This window comes from Tunturiibacter gelidiferens, from assembly GCF_014201335.1.
In the GTDB taxonomy this organism is placed as follows: Bacteria; Acidobacteriota; Terriglobia; order Terriglobales; family Acidobacteriaceae; genus Edaphobacter; species Edaphobacter lichenicola_E.
In genome coordinates, this window is sequence record NZ_JACHEB010000004.1 from 553,794 (window position 1) to 576,386 (window position 22,593).

Annotated in this window: 23 protein-coding genes and 2 pseudogenes; 21 read left to right on the forward strand and 4 right to left on the reverse strand. The window is 57.0% G+C overall.

The features are described from left to right. Positions 1-11 precede the first annotated feature (11 nt). Positions 12-1,313 (forward strand): TolC family protein, encoded by a 1,302-nt coding sequence (locus HDF14_RS11200; RefSeq protein ID WP_183976481.1) that lies wholly within the window; start codon positions 12-14, stop codon positions 1,311-1,313. Between the two features lie 233 nt (positions 1,314-1,546). Here the strand turns inward: HDF14_RS11200 and HDF14_RS11205 are convergent, their stop codons facing one another. From HDF14_RS11205 to HDF14_RS11225, 4 genes and pseudogenes are all read right to left on the reverse strand, one after another. Further along, complete coding sequence (locus HDF14_RS11205; protein ID WP_183976484.1) at positions 1,547-2,344, reverse strand: HD domain-containing protein; 798 nt, start codon at positions 2,342-2,344, stop codon at positions 1,547-1,549. 107 nt (positions 2,345-2,451) lie between these two features. Beyond that, the gene (locus HDF14_RS11210) at positions 2,452-3,450 is read right to left on the reverse strand and encodes a GlxA family transcriptional regulator (RefSeq protein ID WP_260698184.1); all 999 of its coding nucleotides are present in this window, start codon (positions 3,448-3,450) and stop codon (positions 2,452-2,454) included. Positions 3,451-3,495: 45 nt separating this feature from the next. After that, positions 3,496-3,900, reverse strand: a pseudogene (locus HDF14_RS26550) (SDR family NAD(P)-dependent oxidoreductase). 457 nt (positions 3,901-4,357) lie between these two features. Beyond that, positions 4,358-4,528: pseudogene (locus HDF14_RS11225) on the reverse strand (TetR/AcrR family transcriptional regulator); the annotation flags it as partial. Between the two features lie 367 nt (positions 4,529-4,895). Here HDF14_RS11225 and HDF14_RS11230 point away from each other — a divergent pair. The 20 genes from HDF14_RS11230 to hypB all read left to right on the forward strand — a co-directional run bounded on the left by HDF14_RS11230 (position 4,896) and on the right by hypB (position 21,976). Further along, the gene (locus HDF14_RS11230) at positions 4,896-5,417 is read left to right on the forward strand and encodes a cupin domain-containing protein (RefSeq protein ID WP_183976492.1); all 522 of its coding nucleotides are present in this window, start codon (positions 4,896-4,898) and stop codon (positions 5,415-5,417) included. Positions 5,418-5,592: 175 nt separating this feature from the next. Further along, a complete protein-coding gene (locus tag HDF14_RS11235) occupies positions 5,593-6,411 on the forward strand; it encodes a helix-turn-helix domain-containing protein (RefSeq protein ID WP_183976494.1) in 819 nt (272 codons plus the stop codon). 161 nt (positions 6,412-6,572) lie between these two features. Further along, positions 6,573-7,202: a condensation domain-containing protein gene (locus HDF14_RS11240; RefSeq protein ID WP_183976496.1), complete on the forward strand. Its 630-nt coding sequence runs from the start codon at positions 6,573-6,575 to the stop codon at positions 7,200-7,202. Next, entirely contained in the window at positions 7,199-7,528 is a 330-nt protein-coding gene (locus HDF14_RS11245) for a hypothetical protein (RefSeq protein ID WP_183976499.1), read from the forward strand. The genes HDF14_RS11240 and HDF14_RS11245 overlap by 4 nt, the downstream gene beginning before the upstream one ends. 1,091 nt (positions 7,529-8,619) lie before the next feature. Then, on the forward strand, positions 8,620-10,971 hold the full coding sequence (hypF, locus tag HDF14_RS11250; protein WP_221304634.1) for a carbamoyltransferase HypF: 2,352 nt from the start codon (positions 8,620-8,622) through the stop codon (positions 10,969-10,971). A gap of 1 nt (position 10,972) precedes the next feature. Then, on the forward strand, positions 10,973-11,290 hold the full coding sequence (locus HDF14_RS11255; RefSeq protein ID WP_183976501.1) for a HypC/HybG/HupF family hydrogenase formation chaperone: 318 nt from the start codon (positions 10,973-10,975) through the stop codon (positions 11,288-11,290). Next, complete coding sequence (gene hypD / locus HDF14_RS11260; protein WP_183976503.1) at positions 11,287-12,480, forward strand: hydrogenase formation protein HypD; 1,194 nt, start codon at positions 11,287-11,289, stop codon at positions 12,478-12,480. The genes HDF14_RS11255 and hypD overlap by 4 nt, the downstream gene beginning before the upstream one ends. Beyond that, positions 12,467-13,576: a hydrogenase expression/formation protein HypE gene (gene hypE / locus HDF14_RS11265; RefSeq protein WP_183976505.1), complete on the forward strand. Its 1,110-nt coding sequence runs from the start codon at positions 12,467-12,469 to the stop codon at positions 13,574-13,576. Before hypD ends, hypE begins: the two co-directional genes overlap by 14 nt. A gap of 356 nt (positions 13,577-13,932) precedes the next feature. Beyond that, positions 13,933-14,991, forward strand: coding sequence for a hydrogenase expression protein HypE (locus HDF14_RS11270; protein WP_183976507.1), 1,059 nt, complete (start codon positions 13,933-13,935; stop codon positions 14,989-14,991). 25 nt (positions 14,992-15,016) lie between these two features. Then, positions 15,017-16,819 carry a nickel-dependent hydrogenase large subunit gene (locus HDF14_RS11275; RefSeq protein ID WP_183976509.1) on the forward strand — a complete coding sequence of 601 codons (1,803 nt, stop codon included), beginning with the start codon at positions 15,017-15,019 and terminating at the stop codon, positions 16,817-16,819. Next, on the forward strand, positions 16,819-17,400 hold the full coding sequence (locus HDF14_RS27200) for a NifU family protein (RefSeq protein WP_183976511.1): 582 nt from the start codon (positions 16,819-16,821) through the stop codon (positions 17,398-17,400). The genes HDF14_RS11275 and HDF14_RS27200 overlap by 1 nt, the downstream gene beginning before the upstream one ends. 11 nt (positions 17,401-17,411) lie before the next feature. Continuing rightward, complete coding sequence (locus HDF14_RS11285) at positions 17,412-17,594, forward strand: hypothetical protein (protein ID WP_183976513.1); 183 nt, start codon at positions 17,412-17,414, stop codon at positions 17,592-17,594. A 15-nt stretch (positions 17,595-17,609) separates the two neighbouring features. Further along, entirely contained in the window at positions 17,610-18,290 is a 681-nt protein-coding gene (locus tag HDF14_RS11290) for a DUF5947 family protein (RefSeq protein WP_183976515.1), read from the forward strand. Then, positions 18,283-18,951, forward strand: coding sequence for a DUF6084 family protein (locus tag HDF14_RS11295; protein ID WP_183976517.1), 669 nt, complete (start codon positions 18,283-18,285; stop codon positions 18,949-18,951). Before HDF14_RS11290 ends, HDF14_RS11295 begins: the two co-directional genes overlap by 8 nt. Continuing rightward, positions 18,948-19,877: a hypothetical protein gene (locus HDF14_RS11300; protein WP_183976519.1), complete on the forward strand. Its 930-nt coding sequence runs from the start codon at positions 18,948-18,950 to the stop codon at positions 19,875-19,877. The genes HDF14_RS11295 and HDF14_RS11300 overlap by 4 nt, the downstream gene beginning before the upstream one ends. Continuing rightward, positions 19,874-20,236 (forward strand): hypothetical protein, encoded by a 363-nt coding sequence (locus tag HDF14_RS11305; protein WP_183976521.1) that lies wholly within the window; start codon positions 19,874-19,876, stop codon positions 20,234-20,236. Before HDF14_RS11300 ends, HDF14_RS11305 begins: the two co-directional genes overlap by 4 nt. Continuing rightward, positions 20,233-20,793, forward strand: coding sequence for a hydrogenase maturation protease (locus tag HDF14_RS11310; RefSeq protein WP_183976524.1), 561 nt, complete (start codon positions 20,233-20,235; stop codon positions 20,791-20,793). Before HDF14_RS11305 ends, HDF14_RS11310 begins: the two co-directional genes overlap by 4 nt. Continuing rightward, the gene (locus HDF14_RS27535; RefSeq protein ID WP_406707210.1) at positions 20,790-20,894 is read left to right on the forward strand and encodes a DUF6893 family small protein; all 105 of its coding nucleotides are present in this window, start codon (positions 20,790-20,792) and stop codon (positions 20,892-20,894) included. Before HDF14_RS11310 ends, HDF14_RS27535 begins: the two co-directional genes overlap by 4 nt. Before the next feature lie 39 nt (positions 20,895-20,933). Then, positions 20,934-21,281 carry a hydrogenase maturation nickel metallochaperone HypA gene (gene hypA, locus HDF14_RS11315; protein ID WP_183976526.1) on the forward strand — a complete coding sequence of 116 codons (348 nt, stop codon included), beginning with the start codon at positions 20,934-20,936 and terminating at the stop codon, positions 21,279-21,281. Next, the gene (gene hypB, locus HDF14_RS11320) at positions 21,278-21,976 is read left to right on the forward strand and encodes a hydrogenase nickel incorporation protein HypB (protein ID WP_183976528.1); all 699 of its coding nucleotides are present in this window, start codon (positions 21,278-21,280) and stop codon (positions 21,974-21,976) included. Before hypA ends, hypB begins: the two co-directional genes overlap by 4 nt. The last annotated feature ends 617 nt before the right edge of the window (positions 21,977-22,593 follow it).

Here is a 22,593-nt window from a genome sequence, read left to right on the forward strand (position 1 = left end):
AAGGAGGTTCCATGATCGCAAAGTCAGATACAAGACACCGGAGCCTCCTCGCTGCTGCCTGCATTCTGTTCTTGCCCTGCGTCGGCTTCGCTCAGACTCCACAGCCTCCCAGCTCGCCCAACGCGATCACCATGCAGCAGGCCGTCGATCTGGCGCGCGCCAAGAATCCGACACTGCTAGCCGCGCAGCAGAACCTGCTCTCGGTCAAGGCTCAGGAGATCCAGGCCGGTGTCCGCGCCAATCCGTACTTCACCGCGTCCGGTGGAAACCTCACCGAAACCGACAGCAATGTCAATCCCTATAACTTCACCCTTGGCGTTGGGCGCCTCTTCGAGCGCGGAGAGAAACGCCGCTGGCGCCTCGATGTCGCCCGCTCCACTACTGTCCAGACAGACGCCCAGCTTCAACTCACCATCCAGCAGACCATTCTCGCGGTCAACCAAGCGTTCACTAACTTCGTTATCGCTAAGGCCGCCAAAAAAATCGCAGACGACAACCTCGCCGACTACAGGCGTGAACTGCAGATCAGCCATGACCGGTATATGGCCGGCGACATCGCCAAGCTCGACTTCGAGCGCCTCGACCTGCAGCTTGCCCAGTTTGAAACCGATGAATCCAACGCCATCACCGCAGCCCAGCAGGCCTCCGACCAGCTTCAGGTCCTCCTCGGAAACGACAAGCCGCGTACTGACTTCGACGTGATCGGCGACGTCGTTCCCCCTCCTATCTCCTTCACGATGGAAGACCTCGAACTGAAAGGCCTGGCTGCCCGGCCCGACCTTAAGGCCGCCATCGCCGCGGTCGCCGTCGCGGACGCCAGCGTCAAGCTGGCCTACGCCAACGGTACCGCTGACCCCACGCTGGAGGCCGACTACAACCATAACGGCGAAAATGGCCTCCCCAACGACACCGCTGCCGACAACTCCGTCGGCTTCGTCTTCAACATCCCGATCCGCATCTTTGACCGCAACCAGGGCAATAAGGAAACCGCCAAGTTCACCGCGCAGGCCAGCCGCTTTTCCGTTACCGCCGCCCACAACCAGGTCATCTCCGACGTCGACCAGGCGTACTCCGGATACTTCAACGCGAGAGTGCTCTCTGATCGCTACAACGGCCACTACCTCGACGAAGCGAAGGACGTTCTCGATATCGCGCAGTTCAGTTACCAACACGGTGGTCTCGCTCTGATCGACTATCTCGACGCCCTCCGCCAATCGCGCTCGGTCACGTCGGACGCACTCAATGCATATTCCCAGACCTGGATGGCAATCCACCAGCTCAGTTTCGCCACCGCCACCGAGATGATCCCGTAGTCGTACTAGGCCGAAACGGGTGGCATCAATTGCCAAGCGAAGGATCAAAAATAAAATTGAAAACGTGGCGTATTTTTTGCACCGCAAAAAGCGGATGCTAGAAAACCACGTTTACCACGCAATGCACCACAGTCACACCACGTTTTCACCACGACTTGCAGCAGGAAATCGTGAAAAACCCCTGCAAAACACCGCAAACTCCACAGAAAACTAAAATCTTCGGTGCGGCTCCGTTAGACCTGCGAGTTCTGAAAAGGAGAGTTGTGGATCTGCTCGTAGAAATTGCTCCGCTTGTAATTGCGAATGAAGTGCGAGCAGATATCTTCGTTGCAGGTGCCTTCAGTTGTCTGCGTCTTATGTTCGAAGCCACCAAGGAATGCGTTGGCGATATCGTGCTTGAAGTTCACGCGAGGGTACTGTGCGACGATTGTCTTCCGCAGATCATCGGGGAAAGTTTCATAGCCTATGCCAAGAACGTCGAGGCCAACCCCGTTGTAGAGCAGTTCGACCTCGATCGGCTTGTACTGTACTATGCCCGGGGTTGTGTGCAAAGAGATCGCATCCCATGCCACCTGAATACGCGCTGCCGGCACGTTATGATGCTCCAGGAACTGCCGGACGGCATTCGCACCATCGACCTCAAAACGATCCTCGGCGCTTGAGAACTTCTTCAGAAGTCCCATGTCGTGAAATGCAGCACAGACGAAGAGCAACTCCTGGTCGTAGTGCTGACCCGTCTGGCGGCCAAGTTCATTCGCCCAGAAGAACACGCGATGAGAATGGTTGAACAGCAACTGCGTACTGAACTCATGAAGGAGTCCGGTCGCTTCGCGAGTCAGCTGCGTATCGGGAACTCCCGGCTGAGCGTGCTGGAACTTTTCCTGAGGCGCGGGGACGGGCAGAATTACCTTCGGATGTCGAAAGGTAGGTCTCACTTCAGCGGTTGTTGTCTCTATAATTTTGGCTGGTGAGTTGCCGTCCGCAATTGCTTCTTGCGCAGCCGAACTGTTCGATACGGATTGTTTGGTCATCGGTTTATCTCCTATGCGGTTGTTCTCACTACGAAATCAGCTTAGATTCGATACCCGGATGCCGCCACGACATCCTTCCGACACTTTCGGACATCGTTATACGATGTTTACTTCTTTGCGCGCTTGAATCGCTCCGTGTATTCGCCCGCGGTAATCCCGATAACGCGGTGGAAAGTTCGGCGCATGGAGTCTGCGGAGCCGAATCCACAGGCCTCCGCAATTTCTTTGAGTCCCATCGACGAACTATCAATCATTTGCTGAGCCGCCTCGACCCGCAGACGATCAACGAACTGCCCCGGGTTCATCTTCATCTCTCGCAGACATACGCGAGAGAAATGTCTCGGGCTCATTCCAATTCTTTCCGCAAGTGCATCAACCGACAAATTCGCTTTCAGATTTTCGAGCATATACACCTGTAATTCGCGTAGCGGCTCAGAGGTCGTGACCTGTCGGGAGAGCATGTGGCTGTATTGGGCCTGGCCTCCGGGCCGAACCAGGAACATGACAAGCTGTCTGGCGACACTCAGAGCGGTTTGGTGGCCGTGGTCCTCCTCAACGAGAGCGAGCGAGAGATCGATTCCCGCGGTGATTCCCGCTGAGGTGTAGATGGATCCATCGCGCAAGAAGATGGGGTTGGGAAAGACGTTCACTTTAGGAAACTCACGAGCCAAACGATCACAGAATTTCCAATGGGTGACAACCCGCTTGCCGTCTAGAAGCCCTGCAGCAGCGAGCAGGAAGACGCCGGTGCAAATGGAAGCGACACGTCGTGATCGTCCAGCGGCGTCGGCGATCCAGCGTACGTAATCGAGGTCGTACTCACCGCATTCGGCGCCAGGTCCACCAGCAATGACAAGAGTGTCAATCGAACCGGACACATTGGTGGCTGAGACTGCGCCGGATAGGGTGATTCCTCGATTCGTCCTGAGTTGTCCCGTTCCATCCAAGGAGACGATCTCCACTTGATAGTCCGAAACATTCGAGAACACTTCGAGTGGACCCGTCACGTCGAGGACCTGGACCGGTGGCGGCCCACTGATGACGACCTTGCGCATGAATCCATAGTATTCCCGCGCGTCGGTCTCAGATTTCTTCGTTTCCTCCAAAGTACTTGCAGGAAAAGAGCGGAATAGTTGGGGAGAGGGTCCCAATCAACATACCCAGACGCTTACGACGGAGCTGATATTGATGACGCTACCTCCGGTTTTTCGAGGGTGGGGAAGAGCTGCTTGAGTCACCAGGATTGTTCTAAGCACATTGAGGTCAAAGAGCCGGTGAAAATGATCGTTCGTAATTTCTTCCAAAGGAATGTACTCATACGCACCCGCATTGTTGACGAGAATGTCTACTGAGCCAAAGCCTTTGACAGCTTCCTCCAGCATGCTTTGTACCTCATCTCACTTTGAAACATCTGCGCGGAGCGCAATTGCTCTACCACCAGACGCCACAATGTCGGCGACTACTTCATCCGCTTCTGATTTCTCGAGAGGATAGTTCACGATTACAGCAGCACCTTCCAGACCAAATCTGTGCGCAATCGCGGCGCCAAAACCCATTGACGCTCCGTTACGAGAGCTACTTTTCCTTTGAGCCGGCCATGACTATCTCCCGCTGAGTTTATTTTTTTAGTACTCATGTCGAACACTCATTGACCGACACAAGGTGAGCACGACTAAACCGCGGTGAGAGTCATCCGCTATAGGCTTCCGAGAAAGGTACATATCGAAGCCTACACGCGGCCCAGGGTGACCACAAATGCGCTTCGATTGCTATTAGGAAGTATCCGCATCCGAGACACGTCATGTTCCTCGGATTACTTCCGACAAGTCGACTGTGCCAAGGGGTCGAAAATCTTTTGCGTCAAAGACTGCGTCCCCTGCAACAGCCTCTCTCGATGAGCGTCTGTGCCTCGTCTTCAGGGGTGCCTTTGAGTTTTAACGTCCGATTGCTGACACGCTTCTTCAAGCGTCTCCCGAATCTATCCACTCAACTCCAGAAAGTGTTGCTACACTCTTTGAGGACAGCAACAACTAGGCTCGCTTTCGTCGGAAAGTGATGATGAATACTGGCCTTCCGAATCTGGACCGCTTCAGCGATATCGGCATAGCTAAATGCTGAATAGCCGAGATCGGAGATCAGAGTACTGGCCGTCTGAAGGATGCGATCTGCGGTTTCTCCGTGCATGCTTATGTGACTACCTACTAGTAGGATGTAATGCAAAGAATTTGATCGCCTCGGGATGAGCCTTCTCAACGCGCAGAAGGGGTGGCTCTTGTCTCGAATGCAGCCTTCCCAATGCTGGACGTTCTTGCATCGACTAGCAAGTTGATGCGAGCAATTGTCATCTCGTGCTTTATGTAGCCCTGCGAATTACATCGACGTATTGGACACAGATTGGTGGATGCGACACATGCGTCAGCTCTCTGTGCGTTGAGATAGCTAAAGCGTCTCTGGTGACTCCGTAGAGCCGAATGTCTAACGTGTGTGGTTGCTCTGTCAAGGAATCATCTCTGTCAGTATTGGCCCACCGCAAAGGAAAGAGGGAAGTCCAATGAAAACGATACAAGCGTACAAACGTGCCCCCGCACTCGAAAATTCAACCTGGTACAAGGGGCTTTTGATCAGTCAGCTAGCTGGCAACTCCGACACAGATGGTGCTTTCGATCTCGTCGAATCGAAGATGAAGAAAGGCACCGAACCGCCTCCGCACATTCACGACCGGGAAGCCGAGCTCTTTTACATCCTCGCAGGTGAAATCAAGGTGTTTGCCGATGGTCAGGTGTTTACCGTGGTAGCCGGTGAAAGCGTCTTTCTGCCGAAGAAGATCCCGCACGCCTACCTCATCCAGTCTGAGGAGTGCCACGTATTGGCCCTGATGACTCCTGGGGGATTTCTCAACGCAATTAACAAGATAAATGCTCCGGCTCGCACGATGGAGATTCCGTCCGACATGGAGACCTATGCCACAGTTGACCTGACGTCGACCATGGCGGTCTTCATCAAGTATGGTGTGCGGATGATGTCGCCGGACGAGATTGCGGAACAACTGCCGGCTTATGCGATCGCCCATTGAACGGCGACGTTCCTGGACACGGGTAGAGAAAGAGGCCGAAACCGGACATGCAGCTGGATTCCGGCGTCGCTATGGCGCTAATTTAGCTGCATGATCTACCGTCATATCGGTCCCATGAGGCGTAGGCTTAAGACACTGTCGGAATTCGCAGACTCCGGACAACCGGAGGTTCGCCATGGACATGAGCAATGGCTTGCAACTGCAGCACCTTGAAAGCTCCATCGAAACAGAGCCGAAGTACTACATGCAGCATCAGCAGTCTTTGGCCAAGGTACTTTCTCCAGGCCGATACCAGCATGGTGTGAGCCGCAATAAGCTCTTCGACTACTCTTACGGCGCCGGAGAGTTGATCGTCTGCAACCGCGGGATCGATGAGTTTGTGCGTTGGAACAGCAAGATCCAGATCCTGAAGGTTGATCTGCCGGACGAGGTCTTCCGCGCAATCGCAGAGGAAGTCGGCGCGGAGTCAGTCGAGATAAGGAGTAGCACGAAGTTCGAGGATAAGCGAGTGGATGCGCTTGTCTCGGCGATCCAGGCAGAGGAAGAAGGAGGAAGCCTTGCCGGTCGCCTCTACATGGATTCCATCGCGCAGGCGCTTGCATCGGCGTTGGTTCAACTGCGCGGGAATTTGAAACGTGGTCTTCTGCAGTACCATTGCGGCCTAACGCCGACACAGCTGTCGCGAGTGAAGCAGCTTGTTTATGGACGAATCGACCGAGAGATCTCTCTGCAGGAGATGGCCGGCGCCGCAGGACTGAGTACGAGCTATTTCAATCAAATGTTCCGAAGGTCGACAGGACAGGCGGCTCATCAATTTGTATTGAACGCCCGAGTGGAACATGCAAAAGACTTACTCAAGTCGCCGAGATTGCGAGTGATCGATGTTGCGATCAGCTGCGGATTTCAAACGTCACAGCATTTTGCAAGGGTCTTTCGCGCGGTCTGCGCTGTGACTCCGACAGAGTACCGGCGAGCACTCGGAGTAACCGGCTAACCGGCGGAGCCTATATGACTCTGCGGTGAGATCGCCCGAGAGTGCACGCACGCTGGACCGCTGAACACGAAAAAAATGCTGTGAGCAGACTCGCAACCAACGTCGGTCAACGACGGCGCGGCTTCGTGCGCAAAATATCCTGCGATATGCAGGAGAAACTCATGAACGCACTAACCCGGCATCGCGATTTATCAGAAAGTGGCTCAATGATCCTCGAAACCGTACTCAGTGACGCCTCGCAAGCGCAAGCATTTCTGCGCCCCCTCGGCTCGTTCGAAGAACTCCTGTGGCAGATGGACAAGCGCAGTCCGCTGCACGCCACCCTGGCGGCGCATGTTGATGGGTCAGCGATTGAAGAGTGGAGAAGCGCGCTTGACCAGACACGGCAACGTCATCCGTTGTGGTCGGCAGTGATCGCTCAAACCGAAGATGGCGCACCCTTCTTTCAGACAATGCACCATCCGGGAGTGGCGCTGCGGGTTCTAGAAGATGAGTTCGCCCAAGCCTGGGAGCGAGAAGTAGCCCGCGAGCTTTCCTTACGCATCGATGCCGAAAACGGCCCACTGATTCGCGCAGTACTGATGCATACCGACTCGAGCAGCATGCTCATACTGAGCGCACATCATTCGATCTGTGATGGTATGTCGCTAGCTTTCGCTATGCGAGACGTGCTGCAGGCGCTTTCAGGCTCGAAGCTCAACAAGCTCAGCCTCCACTCGTCTCAAGAGCACATGATCGGAATCTGTTCTGAACCCAGAGCGCAGAGTGGAGTGGACTGCGACCGGAAATGACATTAGCTCTGACTGTGTATCGGTCGAGCTCTTCGATCATCCCGGAAGTCCGCTCTCTCCAATTCTCATACGCTTTGACCGACGCGCTGCGGAAGCGGGTGAGACAAGAGAAGACCACAGTGCATGCGGCACTGGTGGCGGCTACGGGGATTGTGGCTAGACGAAACCCCGGGTACGGCGCGGGCCGGGACCTGCACCTCTGCTCGACGATCAGCAATCGCGGGCGCGTTGGCTCGCCTGAAGACTGCGGCGTATTCTTTACAGCGTGCGATTTTCCCCTCCCAGATAGCCCTGTGGACGGACAGGCTCAGCCTGGGGCAGAGTGAGAATGGGGTCAAGGCCGTGGCTCGGAGCCGTTGGTGGAATCGTGCAATCGGGACTGGCCGCCTATTCCGCAGGTGAAGAAGGTGGGAAGCTGTTCTTATTCGATATCCACCTATCGAATCTCGGCGCAGTTGCGATCCCAACGTCTTATGGCGCGCTTTCGCTCCGGCAGCTCTGGGGTCCTGGAGTGCTCATCGGCTTTGAAGGGGAACAGACCCTGGGCGTATCAACGATCAAGGAGAGACTATGTCTCCTTCATACAAGCCACCGTCCGTTACCTTGTTTTTTGGAGCAGATTGAATCCACCCTCAACCTGGCGTGTAACTCCTGATCGGCGACCGCAATTCATCGCTGAGCGGCCTGATTGTCAGAACTACAGAGGTCGTCCAGTGGGTCTCGATCGTCGCAGCATCCCCATCACCGACGGCATATTTGGCTGCAACACTATGTCTGGCGATCTTCGGAGCGGATGATAGGTAACGGGCAATGCCTTTCTCGCCGCCTATCCCGAATGGCTAATAACGTGGAGGCCGTGGGCTCGCCTTATCAATGAGTGCAAAATCGCCAAATCACTCATCCAGGTCTGATTAATACCGATGAGTCGGCTTAGGGAAGTGATGTCGAGATCCGTTTGTCCGTAAAATATGCTTGTCTGAAACTTGATGGTCCGCCACGTCCCGCTCCTGGTTAGTGATCAGCAGAAGGTGTTAGCAGGCCATGGTCGACTCCTGGCCGCGCGCAGGCTGGGATCGGAGACCCTGCCTGCCGTTCGCCTCAGTCACCGCATAGAGTTACAGCGCACGGCTTCCCTGATCGCCGACTACCGGTTGACCGAGAACTCCTCCTGGATCAGCGGAGCTCGGCGAGCAACTGAAGATCCTCTCCGAACTAGAACTCGATTTTGATCTGGAGGCGATTGGCTTCGAGGTTTCTGAGATCGATCTCCTCATCGAGGCCTAAGCAACGCGCCCGAGACCAATACTGATGAACATTTGCCACAAATCTCGAAGTCTGCAATGACCGTTCCCGGTGATCTAGGGGAGTTGGGCACCCGTAAGAAGCTGGACCGGAACTCAGTTATGCTGATTTATCGATGATGCCTTCTCCTCCGCCAGACTCGAAGATACGGCGTCAACTTCACATTCGAGGAATCGTTCAAGGAGTCGGGTTTCGCCCATTCGTTTATAAGCTTGCCACATCACGTGGGCTGACCGGCTTCGTCTTCAATTCTTCGTCGGGCGTAACGATAGAAATCCAGGGTCACGTCGCAGCAATTCGCACCTTTATCGAAAGTCTGGAAGCCGATCTTCCACGGCTCGCTCAGATTCTCGAACTTACCGTCTCCGAAATGGAGGTCGTGGATAGCTCAGGCTTCGACATTCTCGAGAGCCGGGAGGAGATCGGTGAGTTCACTCTGGTCTCTCCCGACGCCGGCACCTGCGACGCCTGCTGGCGCGATTTCGGCGATCCGTTTAACCGCCGCTTCGGCTATCCATTCACAAATTGCACACACTGTGGTCCGCGCTACACCATCGTCCAGGACATACCATACGATCGCGCGAAAACAACGATGTCGGGCTTCCTTATGTGCGACGCCTGCAAGGCGGAGTATGACGATCCAGCCGATCGGCGCTTCCATGCACAGCCAAATGCCTGCGCGGTCTGCGGCCCAGCGTTGTGCCTTGTCCCACGCGGCTCGTCGTCGGCTGACTGTTCCTTTGCCGAGAAAGACTCGCTTCCAGCGATTCGTGCGGCAAGGCAAATCCTGCGGGACGGCAAGATCGTGGCCGTCAAAGGTCTGGGTGGCTTTCTGCTTGCCTGCGATGCGAACAACGGCGCTGCCGTCGCCGAGTTGCGCAAACGCAAGCGTCGGCCCATGAAGCCATTCGCTCTGATGGTGCGGGATATTAAAGGAGCCCGGAGAATTTGCGCGGTGTCACCAGAGGATGAAGGCGCGCTGCAGCATCCGCGCAGGCCGATCGTAATTCTCTCTCGCGCCTCATCTGACGGAGCAGTAACGAGCGGCCTGTCGGACATCATTGCTCCAGGAAACAACACACTCGGCATCATGCTCCCCTATTCGCCACTGCACTATCTACTCTTCAGCGACTCACCGGAATCGGCGTCGGAGTTTGTCGCTCTTGTTATGACGAGCGGCAATCTGAGTGAGGAGCCGATCGTGGTCTCGAACACCGAGGCGCTCCTGCGTTTGTCAGGCATCGCCGACTGGTTCCTGTTGCATGATCGCGACATCGCCACACGAGTGGACGATTCGGTGGTTCGCACCATTGAACGAAAGGAAACGGTGCTGCGTCGCTCCCGCGGCTTCGTGCCGCAGACTATAGATTTGGGCATCGAGATGGAACAAGTTCTGGCTGTCGGCGCCGAGCTGAAAAATACTTTTTGCCTGACCCGGGGCAGACACGCGATCCTGAGTCAGCACATCGGCGATCTCGAAAACTATGAAACCATGCGCTTCTTCGAAGAGACGCTGGAGAAGATGAAGCATCTCTTCAAGGTTTCACCGAAGGCCATCGCACACGATCTACATCCCGGCTATCGAAGCACGCGCATGGCGCTCGTCTCGGGCATCGAGCGCAGGTTTGCGGTGCAGCATCATCACGCGCACATCGCCAGCTGCATGGCGGAAAACCAGCTCAGCGGAAAGGTCATCGGCGTCGCCATGGACGGCACTGGACTTGGCTCCGATGGCACCATATGGGGCGGCGAATTCCTGGTGGCAGATCTCGTTGGCTTCGAGCGTCGTGCCCACCTTCGCGCCGTACCGATGCCCGGCGGCGATGCAGCGATACGTCAGCCCTGGCGAATGGCCCTGAGCTACCTTCGGGATTCTCTTGGCTCTCAAATGCCTGACGATCTTGCGTGTTTCCGGGGCGTTCCCGCCACGCAGTTCAGGCTCGTGGACACGATGCTTTCGCGCCGCATTCAGACGGTGCAGACCTCTTCGGGCGGCCGCCTGTTCGACGCAGTAGCGGCGATGTTGGGGTTGGGGCCTGAGGTCACTTTCGAAGGGCAGGCGGCCATTGCGCTGGAGATGGTGGCGGAGCCAAGCAATACGGATCGGTACGGGTTTGATCTGGAGCAAAGTGAATCGATGGTGATAGATCTTCGTCAAACCATCGCTACGATCGTGAGGGATACCATTGCCAAAAGATCCGTAGGCGCGATCTCCGCCTGCTTTCACAACACGCTCAGCGCCGCCATCGTCGAGGTCTGCTGTCGTATCCGCAAGAGCGACGGACTGGCCCGCGTATGCCTAAGCGGCGGCGTATTTCAGAATCATCTTTTGCTGGGAGTCACGGCATTGGAGTTGCGGCGTCTGGGATTTGGAGTATTCTTGCACGCGATGGTGCCTGCGAACGACGGCGGTATTTCGTTGGGGCAGGCGGTGATAGCAAACGAGCTATTGCGTCGAGGAGACTGACATGTGCCTAGCCATTCCCGGCAAAGTGGTAGACACCTACGACCAACGCGGTCTGCGCATGGCCAAGGTCCAGTTCGGCGGCATTGTTCGCGAAGCATGCCTGGAATATGTACCGGAAACTCAGGTGGGCGAGTACGTCTTGGTCCATGTCGGCTTCGCCATCAGCCGTATCGATGAAGCAGAAGCAGGACGTACCTACCAGGCGCTGAAGGATCTTGATCAGCTCACCGAGCTGGAGTCTCCGGTTGTCGAAGAGATCACTGAGACGGACGAGCCGTCCTACCCAGCCTGGATGAACGCCGGAGATCTTCGCCGATGAAGTATCTTGATGAATATCGCAATGGGGACATAGCGGCGAAGATCGTTGCCGAGATGCGCCGGGTCCAGACCCGTCCGTGGGTTTTAATGGAGGTTTGCGGGGGCCAGACCCACTCGATCGTCAAGAATGGCCTTGACCACCTGCTTCCCGAGGGTGTCGAACTTGTGCATGGACCGGGCTGCCCGGTGTGCGTCACACCGCTTGAAATGATCGACAAGGCGCATGCAATCGCACGATCGCCCAAGGTGATCTTCTGTTCGTTTGGAGATATGCTGCGCGTGCCCGGCTCCGACGGTGACTTGTTCTCGATCAAATCTCTCGGCGGCGATGTCCGTATCGTGTACTCGCCGCTCGACTGCCTGAAGATCGCCCGCGCCAATCCGGAAAAGCATGTTGTCTTCTTCGCCATCGGGTTTGAGACCACGGCCCCGGCGAATGCGATGCTGGCGTGGCGAGCCCGCGAAGAGCAGGTTAACAATCTTTCTCTACTGGTTTCCCATGTCCTGGTGCCACCGGCACTCGAAGCCATTCTCAGCGCCACCGGAAATCGCGTGCAGGGCTTCCTCGGTCCAGGCCACGTCTGCGCCGTAATGGGGTACAGCGAGTATGACCCCATCAGCGCCCGCCACCGCGTCCCCATCGTCATTACCGGGTTCGAGCCGATCGATATCCTCGAGGGTACGTTGATGACCATCAAGCAGTTGGAAGAGGGCAGGGCCACGGTCGAGAATCAGTACTCGCGCATTCTGACTCGCCAGGGAAATCTGCCGGCGCAACAGTTGATCGGCAAAGTGTTCGGGGTCGGAGATCGCAAGTGGCGCGGCATCGGTAGTATCCCGATGAGCGGCTACCATCTGCGCGACGAGTTCTCTCGGCACGACGCCGAAAAGCTCTTCGATGTGGCGGAGATCGCCACTCTGGAACCCGAGATATGCATCAGTGGTGAGATCCTTCGTGGGCTCAAAAAACCACACGATTGCCCTGCTTTCGGTGCGCTCTGCACTCCCCAGCACCCACTCGGTGCGACGATGGTCTCGGCTGAGGGAGCGTGCGCCGCGTATTACGCGTACGGCCGTCACCTGAACCCGCAGGGAGCCGATAAGCTTCATCAGATCGTTCCCGGACCTGTTCGGGACGACGTCAGTGTCAAGCCCCGCGAGGAGCGCGAATACACTCATGCCGGCCGCTGAAGATGATTTGAAGACGGAGAAGACAATCGCTGGCGAGAGTCTGACGCCGTTCGGTTCGTGCCCTATCCCGATCTTCGACCACAAACGGATCGTTCTTGGCCACGGCAGCGGCGGCAAGCTCACCGCCGATCTGATCGACAAGATCTTCCTTCCGGCCTTTCGTAATCCGACGCTCGATAAGCTCGACGATCAGGCCGTGCTCACCATCAGGGGGGTGCGACTGGCGTTCTCCACTGACTCCTTCGTTGTCACACCTATCTTCTTCCCGGGCGGAGATATCGGTCGGCTCGCGATTCACGGTACGGTGAACGACCTTGCGATGAGCGGGGCCCGTCCGCTCTATCTGTCGGCAGCGTTCATCCTCGAAGAAGGCCTGGCAGTGGACGATCTGAGCCGAGTGGTCGAGTCCATGCGGGGCGCCGCGGCTGAGGCCGGTGTACAGCTCGTCACCGGCGATACCAAAGTCGTCAACCGCGGCAAAGGCGACCAGATTTTCATCACTACAACCGGCATCGGCGTGATCGATCACAACATCAGCATCTCGGCAGATCACGCCCGCCCCGGCGACAAGATTATCCTCAGTGGCTACATCGGCGACCACGGCATGACCATCATGAGCCAGCGCGAGGGACTCGAGTTCGAGGGTGCTATTGAGAGCGACTGCGCACCGCTTAACGGCCTCGTCTCGGCCATGCTTGCGACCGCCTCCCCCACGAACGATTTCATCCATACGCTGCGCGATCCGACCCGCGGAGGCGTCGCAACCACGCTCAACGAGATAGCCAAACACGCCAACGTCGGCATGGTGCTGGACGAGCGCACGATCCCTGTGCGCGAAACGGTCAAGGGCGCCTGCGAGGTGCTTGGCCTCGACCCGCTCTATGTCGCGAATGAGGGCAAGTTGCTCGCTCTAGTTGTTCCGGAGATGGCTGGCGCAGTTCTCCAGCAGATGCGGCAGCATCGTCTGGGCCATGACGCCGTAATTATCGGGGAGGTTGTTGAAGATCATCCTGGCATGGTGCTAATGAAGACTGAGATCGGTGGCACGCGGGTGCTCGATGTGATGTTCGGCGAGCAGCTTCCGCGCATCTGCTAATTCCGGATTGGTTGCTTCAAGATCTAATAATCCCATCGACCTCATAAAGGTTGTATTAGTCCAATAAATATGCGGGTATAAGCGATTGACAGCCAGCTTCGAGGAGGCGTACTGTCTCTGGCATTCGAGCGAGGCGGTTTCGCTCGCGGGCTCTGAATAAGAGCAAAAGTATCGCTTTGCGAAGGTGACAGGCGTGTCCTGCTTCTACCATTCCGCTTTCCCGAATTCAAAATCACAGCCCATGTGTTACGACTCCTTGGCCCTTCGCTCGGAGAGTCATCACGCTAACTCCCCCCAGAACTCAACTTCGAGCAAGCTCGCGGAGCAGGTCACAATGTCGTCCCAAGGAGAATTCCATGGTTGACTCGCCAAGCGGCATTACCAAGCCGTCACCGGTATCCGACGTCCACATTCTCTGGATCACAGCCGGTCTTAGTTGCGACGGCGACAGCGTTTCGGTGACCGCCGCCGAACAACCCTCGATCGAAGATGTTTTACTGGGTGCCATACCCGGTCTTCCCCGAGTTCATCTTCACAATCCGGTGCTTGCTTACGAGAACGGCGACGAGTTCATGCAGTTTTTTTACGATGCTGAGAAGGGTCTGCTCGAACCTTTCGTCCTTGTGGTCGAAGGCTCCATCCCCAACGAGAAGATCAAGAAAGAGGGCTACTGGGCGGCCATGGGGACGAATCATGACACCGGCCAACCTATCACCACATGCGAGTGGATCGATCGCCTCGCTCCCAAGGCGCTGGCCGTTATCGGTGCCGGCACCTGCGCAACCTACGGCGGTATCCACGCCATGGCCGGTAACCCAACCGGTGCCATGGGACTGGCCGACTACTTGGGCTGGGACTGGCGTTCGAAGGCCGGTCTGCCCATAGTCAATGTGCCCGGCTGTCCCGTCCAGCCCGACAATTTCATGGAGACCGTTCTCTACCTGCTCTACCAAGTAGCTGGTCTCGCTCCCATGATTCCACTCGACAAGCAGCTTCGCCCCACCTGGCTCTTCGGCAAGACGGTCCATGAGGGATGCGATCGCGGCTCCTACTACGAGCAGGGAGACTTCGCCACCGAATACGGTTCTTCAAAATGCCTCGTCAAGCTCGGTTGCTGGGGTCCGGTCGTCGATTGCAACGTCACGAAGCGCGGCTGGATGCGTGGCATCGGCGGATGTCCTAACGTCGGCGGCATCTGTATCGGATGCACCATGCCCGGCTTCCCCGATAAGTTCATGCCATTTATGGATGAGCCACCCGGAGGCATGCTCTCGGCTACTCTTGTCAGCGGCTACGGGCGCATGATCCGTGCACTTCGCAGCATCACCAACGCTACCGTCAACAAGGAACCGAAGTGGCGTCACAATCGTCCGGAGCTCACCACGGGCTATCGTCCAGCTCCCCCCAATGCCTAATAATCACTTGAGAGAGGATCACGCTATGGCAACGTTTCCCGATACTATCCCTGAACTCGAGGATAAGAAGCGCAATCTCGTCGAGATGAATTGGGATCCCATTACCCGTATCGTCGGCAGTCTCGGTATCTTCACTAAGATTGACTTCGCTAACAAGACCGTTGCCGAGTGTCACAGCACGTCGTCCATCTTTCGCGGCTACAGCATCTTCATGAAGGGCAAAGACCCGCGCGACGCTCACTTCATCACCAGTCGCATCTGCGGTATCTGCGGTGATAACCACGCGACCTGCGCCTGTTACGCGCAGAACATGGCCTTTGGCGTTCGTCCCCCCGCGCTTGCGGAATGGATCATCAACCTTGGCGAAGCAGCCGAGTATATGTTCGATCACAACATCTTTCAGGACAATCTCGTTGGCGTCGACTTCTGCGAGCAGATGGTGAAGGAGACCAATCCGAACGTCTGGGAGAAAGCACAGCATACGTCTTCGCCGAACGCCGACAAGCACGGCTACCGCATGATCTCCGATATTATGACTGCGCTCAACCCCTTCACCGGCACCTTCTACCGCGAGACACTCGCCATGAGTCGCTTGACCCGCGAGATGTTCTGTCTCATGGAAGGACGGCACGTCCACCCATCGACCCTCTATCCCGGCGGCGTCGGCACCGTCGCTACTATCCAACTTTTCACCGACTATTTAGTTAGGCTGATGAAGTACGTCGAATTCATGAAGAAGGTCGTACCACTGCACGACGATCTCTTCGACTTTTTCTACGATGCGCTGCCGGGCTATGAAGAGGTCGGCCGCCGCCGCGTCCTGCTCGCCTGCTGGGGCTCCTACAACGATCCAGACCACTGCGACTACCAGTACAAGACCATGGCCGAATGGGGACGCAAGATGTTCGTGACTCCTGGCGTGGTCGTCGACGGTGAACTGGTCACCAACTCGCTTATCGATATCAATCTCAACATTCGGATACTGCTCGGAAGTTCCTACTATGACGATTGGCAGGGCTCTGAAACCTTCGTACCCCGCGACCCGCTCGGCAACACCGTCGACAAACGTCATCCCTGGAACCAGACCACAATCCCACGCCCGCAGAAGCGCGACTTTAAGGGCAACTACACCTGGGTTATGTCGCCGCGCTGGCTCGATCAGCGCACTGGAGACCACCTCGCCCTCGATACCGGTGGCGGGCCGATCGCACGTCTCTGGTCGACTGCACTCTCCGGACTGGTAGACATCGGCTACGTCAAGGCCACCGGGCACAGCGTCAAGATCAATCTTCCCAAAACCGCCATGCTGCCAGAGACTGAATTCGAGTGGCACATCCCGAAGTGGTCGAACACACTCGAGCGTGACCGTGCCCGCACATACTTTCAGGCCTACGCCGCGGCTACCGCTCTGCACTTCGTCGAGAAAGCACTCGCCGAATTGAATGCCGGTCGCACCTCCACCTGGACCGAATTCAAGGTTCCGGAAGAAGCTATCGGCTGTGGCTTTCACGAGGCCGTTCGTGGCGTTCTCTCGCACCATGTCGTGATCCGCGAGGGTAAGATCGCCAATTACCATCCCTATCCCCCCACTCCTTGGAACGCTAATCCCCGCGACATGTACGGAACTCCCGGCCCATATGAAGACGCGGTGCAGAACACACCACTCTTCGAGGAGAACGGCCCCGACAAGTTCAAAGGTATCGACATCATGCGCACCGTCCGCAGCTTCGATCCCTGCCTGCCCTGCGGCGTTCACATGTATCTCGGTGACGGCAAGATCCTCGAAACTCGCCACTCTCCTATGTTCGGCGTAGCGGGGCACGAATAATGGCTGCTGCGCCTCAGTCGGATACCCAGCCGGAAGTTGTTGGTACCATCTCACCTCCACAGCGCGGCGAGTTTCGTTTGCAGACGGAGCGAGTTGAAAAACTCGCGGCACGCCTTGAAAGCGCAGGTGACCCGGAGATACGGGCGACCGCGCTCGACCTCGTGCAATCTGTCGTTGAACTGCACGGCGCGGCTCTTCAACGTCTTGTCGACTCACTCCGACAGACGCAGGCGGGTGAGCAGGCTCTAAACGAAGCGTTGGAAAACGACTTGGTCTCAAGCATGCTTCTGCTGCACAACCTCCACCCGGACGACATCGAGACCCGTGTGCTTCGCGGCATCGAAAAAGCTCGTCCTTATCTCAAATCTCACGGAGGCGACGTGGACCTTGCTGGCGTCCGCGACGGCATTGTTCACATACGCCTCCACGGAACCTGCGGTAGCTGCCCTAGTTCCTCCATCACACTTAAGAGTGCAGTCGAAGACGCGCTCTTCGAGGTCGCACCCGATATCGTCGAAGTCGTCTCCGAGAATGCCGCAACTACTGAGCAGAGCGGACCTCAACTCGTAACCATCAAGTAGGGAGAACCGTCATGGCCAAACAAGATGCACGCCCTGATACTCCAGCCCGTGCCCTCGGAATCCGCAAAGGCGAGAGCCGCGTTGACCAGCTCGCCCACCACAGCCCCACCCGCACCGCGAAGGACGCCACCGGCATCAGCCTTGAGCAGCGCGGCCCAATTAGTCCCAAGATGCCTCAGTTGCCGCCTGCCTAACCCTGGGAGCCCAGTATGAACGAACTCTCCGAACAGCAGGAACGAACTCCGGTCCCGTCATTCCTGAGGCAGGTCGCCCGCCGTCGCCCGATCTCAGACGGCGCCGAACGCTGTGAGCTCTGCAGCGCCGAACTGACACCGATCCACCAGCATTTGCTCGTGCCCCGCAAGCGCGAGATTGCCTGCTCCTGCGATGGTTGTGCCCTGCTCTTCAGCGGCCAGCCCGGAGCCCATTACCTGCGTATTCCGCGCCACATTCGCGCTCTCGCCGACTTCCAGATGCCGAATCTGCAATGGGAATCTCTCATGATCCCCATCAACCTGGCTTTCTTCTACTACGACACCGCTGGTGGCAGGATGATCGCGATGTATCCCAGTCCCGCTGGCGCCATCGAATCGCTCTTGAGCCTCGAAAGCTGGGCCGAAATCGCCGCTCAGCATCCCTCTCTCCAGAAGATGGAGTCCGACGTAGAGACTTTCCTCGTCAACCGCGTCGGCGCCATCCATGAGTACTACATCGTTCCCATCGACGAATGCTTCCATCTCGTCGGCCTCATTCGCATGCACTGGCGCGGCCTTTCCGGGGGGGGCGAAGTCTGGAAGCACATCCATGAATTCTTCGCGAGTCTACAAGCGCGTAGCACTGAAGTGAGAGAGTCTGTTGCGAATCAGCAGCCGGAGCCTACCCATGCCTGAGCTCCACTTCCAGATCGAAGGCGCTGAAGCGGTGCCTCATGCGGCCACACCGTTGATTGTACTCAAGCTGCGCATCACCAACTTTCCCGCCACTGAGACGATTCACGCCATCACTCTTCGCTGCCAGGTTCAGATCGAACCCGCCAAGCGCCGCTACGTCCCCAACGAACAAGAGAAACTGCTCGACCTGTTCGGCACACCCGAGCGCTGGGCACGTACCGTCAAACCGCTGCTTTGGATGAACACCAGCATTGCCGTCCCGCGCTTTACCGGCGAACTGCTTGTCGATCTTGAACTTCCTTGTACCTTCGACTTCAACGTCGCTGCCACAAAGTACTTCCACGCCCTCAATTCAGGCGACATCCCGGTCGCCATCATGTTCAGCGGCACGCTTTTTTATGAAGGCTCCAATGGCGCTCTACAGATCTCGCAAGTCCCATGGGACCGTGAGTGCATCTATCGTCTTCCCGTCTCTGTCTGGAAAGACATGATGGAGATGCACCATCCTAACTCTGCCTGGCTCTGCCTTCGTCGCGATACCTTCGAGCAACTCTACAACTACAAGGTCCGCCACGGTCTGCCAACCTGGGAACAAGCCATCGCCAAGGCCCTGGCCAGCGAAAACGCCTCAGCAAAACGCCCAGAGGAGGTCGAAGCATGAACTTCACCTCCGTCGAAAAGATCGCAGCAGCTGTACTTTACGAGGGATACATTCTTTATCCATACCGGCCCACAGCCATCAAGAATCGCCACCGGTGGAACTTCGGCACGCTCTACCCTCGCATCTACGCCGAGGCCCAGCGGCCCCCGGAACCGTTCAGCCTTGTCTCCGAATGCCTTCTTCTACCCGGCCACAGCGTCTCGCTCGATATCAAGGTCAGCTTTCTCCAACTGTTGCCGCAACCGCGAACAGGCTCAGACCTCGCCGATCCATCACTCGACTGGGAAGAAGCAATCGAACGTACGTCGGACCACTGCAACCTGAGCCTTACGGCGCTCCTCACCAAACCTCTTAGACTGCACATCAAGACTACGGCCGAACTCGCTGCGAGCCTCACCGTCAGTGCCCAGATGTTGCCCAGCGGCGCCTGCAAGCTGCATCTCGAACTTGAAAACATTAGCCCCCTTTCGAACGCCGCCGAAAGCCGCCGCGACGAAGCATTGCCCCAGTCGCTGGTCTCTGCACACCTCCTGTTCGGCCTGACCGGAGGAGAGTTCATCTCGCTCCTAGAACCCTCCGACCTCTACAGTGCCGATGCCAAAGCCTGCGCTAACATCGGAGTTTTCCCTGTCCTGGCCGGCGACGAACCGGACCGCTCCATCCTTCTTCTCTCGCCCATCATCATGTACGACTATCCCAAAACCTCGCCCGAGAGCGCCGGCGACTTCTTCGACGCTACAGAGATGGACGAAATGCTTACGCTACGTGTCCTTACCCTTACCGACGACGAAAAGCAGCAGATGCGTACAGGCGATCCTCGCGCTCGCCGCATCCTTGAACGCACTGAAGCTCTCACCGGCGAAGAGATGCTGAAAGCCCATGGCATCGTTCGTCCGACACGTGAAATCCGAGGAGATGCCTCATGAATCCCGACGCTCCAGATGGCTTCAGCGTCGAGTGGAATCCCTTCGCCGAAGAGAAAGCACCACCTGAGTCGGTGACCGTCTTCGGAATTGCTCTCCGCGTCGGCGATCGCGTCCGCATCTGGCCACAGAAGACCGCCGACATCATCGACATTGCCCTCACCGGCAAGGTTGGCGTGATCGAAGCCATCGAGCAGGACTTTGAAGATCAGATTCAGATCGCTGTGGTAATCGATGACGACCCCGGCCGCGAGTTTGGCATGATGCGCCAGCCCGGCCACCGCTTCTTCTTCGGCACGGAAGAGGTCGAGCCATATATAGACAACGGACAGGATGCGTTGAGAGAGGATGCTTCGGCGTGACGAAGACAATCCTCATCGCCGGCATCGGTAACATCTTCCTTGGGGATGACGCGTTCGGCGTCGAGGTCGTCCGTTCGCTATCACGCCGCACACTAGCCGGCGAGGTCCTGGTGAAAGACTTTGGCATCCGCGGCTTCGACCTCGCTTACACGCTGCTCGACCCTTGGCACACAGTTATCCTCGTCGACGCACTTCCCCGCAACGATACACCCGGCACGCTGTTCGTCCTCGAACCCGATCTCACCGGACTCGGCGATCCGGGTGCACCTGGCATGGACCTGAACCCTCATGGCATGGACCCCATGCGTGTCCTCAATCTCGCCGCTGCGATTGGTCCCATCGCGCCCCGAATCCTTGTCGTTGGCTGCGAACCCAGGGACTTTGGCGACGAACTCGAAGGCCGAATGGGGCTGTCGCCGCAGGTACAGGCCGCGGTCGAAGAAGCGTCGAACATGATCGAAGAGTTGATCGGAAGAACCCTCGCCGAAATCGAGGATCCGCCGATGCGGTTGCAGACACTCGTCCAGGTCCCAAACAGTAGCGAGGTGACATCATGACAGGAAAAATTATCTTCGGAGTACTGGGGCTGGCCGTAATCGTCATAGGAATTATGGCAGCGCCAGACATCAAGCGTTACATCAAAATCAGCACAATGTAGCCGCTCGCAACCTGATGCAGTAAGTAGGAAAGGCAGCTCATGCACGAGCTATCGATCGTTCTCAGCATCATCGATGAGATCGGTGACGAATCCGAAGCGCGCGACCTTCACGATGTAGAGGTTGTGCACCTGAAAGTCGGTGTCTTCTCGGGTGTAGACCGCAACGCGCTCCTCTTCGCATGGGAGCTCGCCTGCGAAGGCACTCCGCTCGAACGTTCGCACCTTGATATCGAGACCGTTCCGCTCGTCATCTACTGCGCTAACTGCCACCAAAACCTTACGCCTCCGTCGCTCTATCAACTTTGCTGTCCGGAGTGCGAGACGCCGAGCCAGACGATAATCAGCGGCCGCGAACTCGAAGTCGTCTCTCTGGAGGTCGCCGCATGAGCACACGAATCGTGGAAGTACGCGCCAAAATTCTCAAGCAAAACGACCTTCTCGCCCACGCGCTCCGTGAACGATTCCAGACCTCTGGCGTCAGTGTCGTCGGTCTGGTCTCAAGCCCCGGCTCAGGCAAGACCGCGTTCCTCGAAAAGCTACTCAGCGGCCTAGCACGCGATTTCCGCGTCGCCGCGTTGGTCGGAGATCTCGCAACCGAAAACGACGCCGCGCGTCTCAAGCGAGCCACACCCAACGTCCGCCAGATCACTACTGGAACCATCTGCCATCTCGATGCCCAGATGATCGAAAAAGCACTGGAAGGATGGCAGCTTGACGCCCTGGACTTTCTCTTTATTGAGAACGTCGGCAATCTCGTCTGCCCCTCCAGCTACGACCTCGGCGAAGAGCTCCGTTTTGTCATGCTCTCGGCCACCGAAGGTGAAGACAAGCCTCTGAAATATCCCACCATTTTCAACAGCTCCGATGTTGCGATCATCACCAAGATGGATATTGCTGAGGCTGCCGACTTCGATGTGACCACCGCTCGCCGAAATATCGAAAGTGTGCGCCCCGGGATGCAGATCTTCGAGGTTTCCGCCAAGACCGGATCTGGCATGCTGGACGTCTTCCAACTCCTGCACGATCAACACGCCCATTCTCGCGAGACCCGTCCGGCATTGCAGATCGAGGCGACCCAATGAACGCTCCGCTCGAAATCACGCTGATCTCCTGCGCGGTGCTCGGCTTCCGCCACGGCTTCGATATGATCTGGGGTAAGAGCTGACCTCACGGGCCGATTGTCCGATTGATTTCTTAGACTTAGGTCGCAGGGTTGTGCACTCATCGACCAGAGAATGGAGGCGCATTCTCATTCACTCCGACGATATCGCTGCTGTCTCTGCCGAGGCATTGCTCTCAGAGGAATACGCCGAGGCATTGCTCTCAGAGGAATACATTGGCAGATCCATGCCGATCACAGGACCCAAGGCTCTCTCTTTTGGCAAGGCGACTGCGACGATTGAAAGTGCAGTCGGGAAGGTTCTTAGATGCCGACCCTTTTCGGATGAAGAAGCGGGCGAGCGATATGCGAGAGTCAGCGGACCCCTAGAAGAGACACAGGCCCACCGCCTCATTCGTTTCTGTTATTGGACCTTTTTGTCGGCCCTCCCACGAGCGTTTGTGAGGACCAATCTCCGATTCACAAAATCCTCAATGAGTGCATTGGCCTTCCATGAGAAGGCCGGTCCGTGTCAAGGGCATGTAGTTGGGCAAGTCATACTATTTTCGCCTTTCGCGAATCTGGTCCTTTCTGGTGGAG

Excerpts from the sequence above, each read along its gene's own strand:
- hypD (WP_183976503.1), top strand. The coding sequence starts at position 11,287 with ATGAAGTATCTTGATGAATATCGCAATGGGGACATAGCGGCGAAGATC.
- HDF14_RS11290 (WP_183976515.1), top strand. The coding sequence starts at position 17,610 with ATGAACGAACTCTCCGAACAGCAGGAACGAACTCCGGTCCCGTCATTC.
- HDF14_RS11240 (WP_183976496.1), top strand. The coding sequence starts at position 6,573 with ATGAACGCACTAACCCGGCATCGCGATTTATCAGAAAGTGGCTCAATG.
- HDF14_RS11200 (WP_183976481.1), top strand. The coding sequence starts at position 12 with ATGATCGCAAAGTCAGATACAAGACACCGGAGCCTCCTCGCTGCTGCC.
- HDF14_RS27200 (WP_183976511.1), top strand. The coding sequence starts at position 16,819 with ATGGCTGCTGCGCCTCAGTCGGATACCCAGCCGGAAGTTGTTGGTACC.
- HDF14_RS11245 (WP_183976499.1), top strand. The coding sequence starts at position 7,199 with ATGACATTAGCTCTGACTGTGTATCGGTCGAGCTCTTCGATCATCCCG.
- HDF14_RS11205 (WP_183976484.1), bottom strand. The coding sequence starts at position 2,344 with ATGACCAAACAATCCGTATCGAACAGTTCGGCTGCGCAAGAAGCAATT.
- HDF14_RS11230 (WP_183976492.1), top strand. The coding sequence starts at position 4,896 with ATGAAAACGATACAAGCGTACAAACGTGCCCCCGCACTCGAAAATTCA.
- hypF (WP_221304634.1), top strand. The coding sequence starts at position 8,620 with ATGATGCCTTCTCCTCCGCCAGACTCGAAGATACGGCGTCAACTTCAC.
- HDF14_RS11300 (WP_183976519.1), top strand. The coding sequence starts at position 18,948 with ATGAACTTCACCTCCGTCGAAAAGATCGCAGCAGCTGTACTTTACGAG.
- HDF14_RS11295 (WP_183976517.1), top strand. The coding sequence starts at position 18,283 with ATGCCTGAGCTCCACTTCCAGATCGAAGGCGCTGAAGCGGTGCCTCAT.
- HDF14_RS11305 (WP_183976521.1), top strand. The coding sequence starts at position 19,874 with ATGAATCCCGACGCTCCAGATGGCTTCAGCGTCGAGTGGAATCCCTTC.
- HDF14_RS27535 (WP_406707210.1), top strand. The coding sequence starts at position 20,790 with ATGACAGGAAAAATTATCTTCGGAGTACTGGGGCTGGCCGTAATCGTC.
- hypE (WP_183976505.1), top strand. The coding sequence starts at position 12,467 with ATGCCGGCCGCTGAAGATGATTTGAAGACGGAGAAGACAATCGCTGGC.
- hypA (WP_183976526.1), top strand. The coding sequence starts at position 20,934 with ATGCACGAGCTATCGATCGTTCTCAGCATCATCGATGAGATCGGTGAC.
- hypB (WP_183976528.1), top strand. The coding sequence starts at position 21,278 with ATGAGCACACGAATCGTGGAAGTACGCGCCAAAATTCTCAAGCAAAAC.
- HDF14_RS11275 (WP_183976509.1), top strand. The coding sequence starts at position 15,017 with ATGGCAACGTTTCCCGATACTATCCCTGAACTCGAGGATAAGAAGCGC.
- HDF14_RS11285 (WP_183976513.1), top strand. The coding sequence starts at position 17,412 with ATGGCCAAACAAGATGCACGCCCTGATACTCCAGCCCGTGCCCTCGGA.
- HDF14_RS11270 (WP_183976507.1), top strand. The coding sequence starts at position 13,933 with ATGGTTGACTCGCCAAGCGGCATTACCAAGCCGTCACCGGTATCCGAC.
- HDF14_RS11255 (WP_183976501.1), top strand. The coding sequence starts at position 10,973 with ATGTGCCTAGCCATTCCCGGCAAAGTGGTAGACACCTACGACCAACGC.
- HDF14_RS11235 (WP_183976494.1), top strand. The coding sequence starts at position 5,593 with ATGGACATGAGCAATGGCTTGCAACTGCAGCACCTTGAAAGCTCCATC.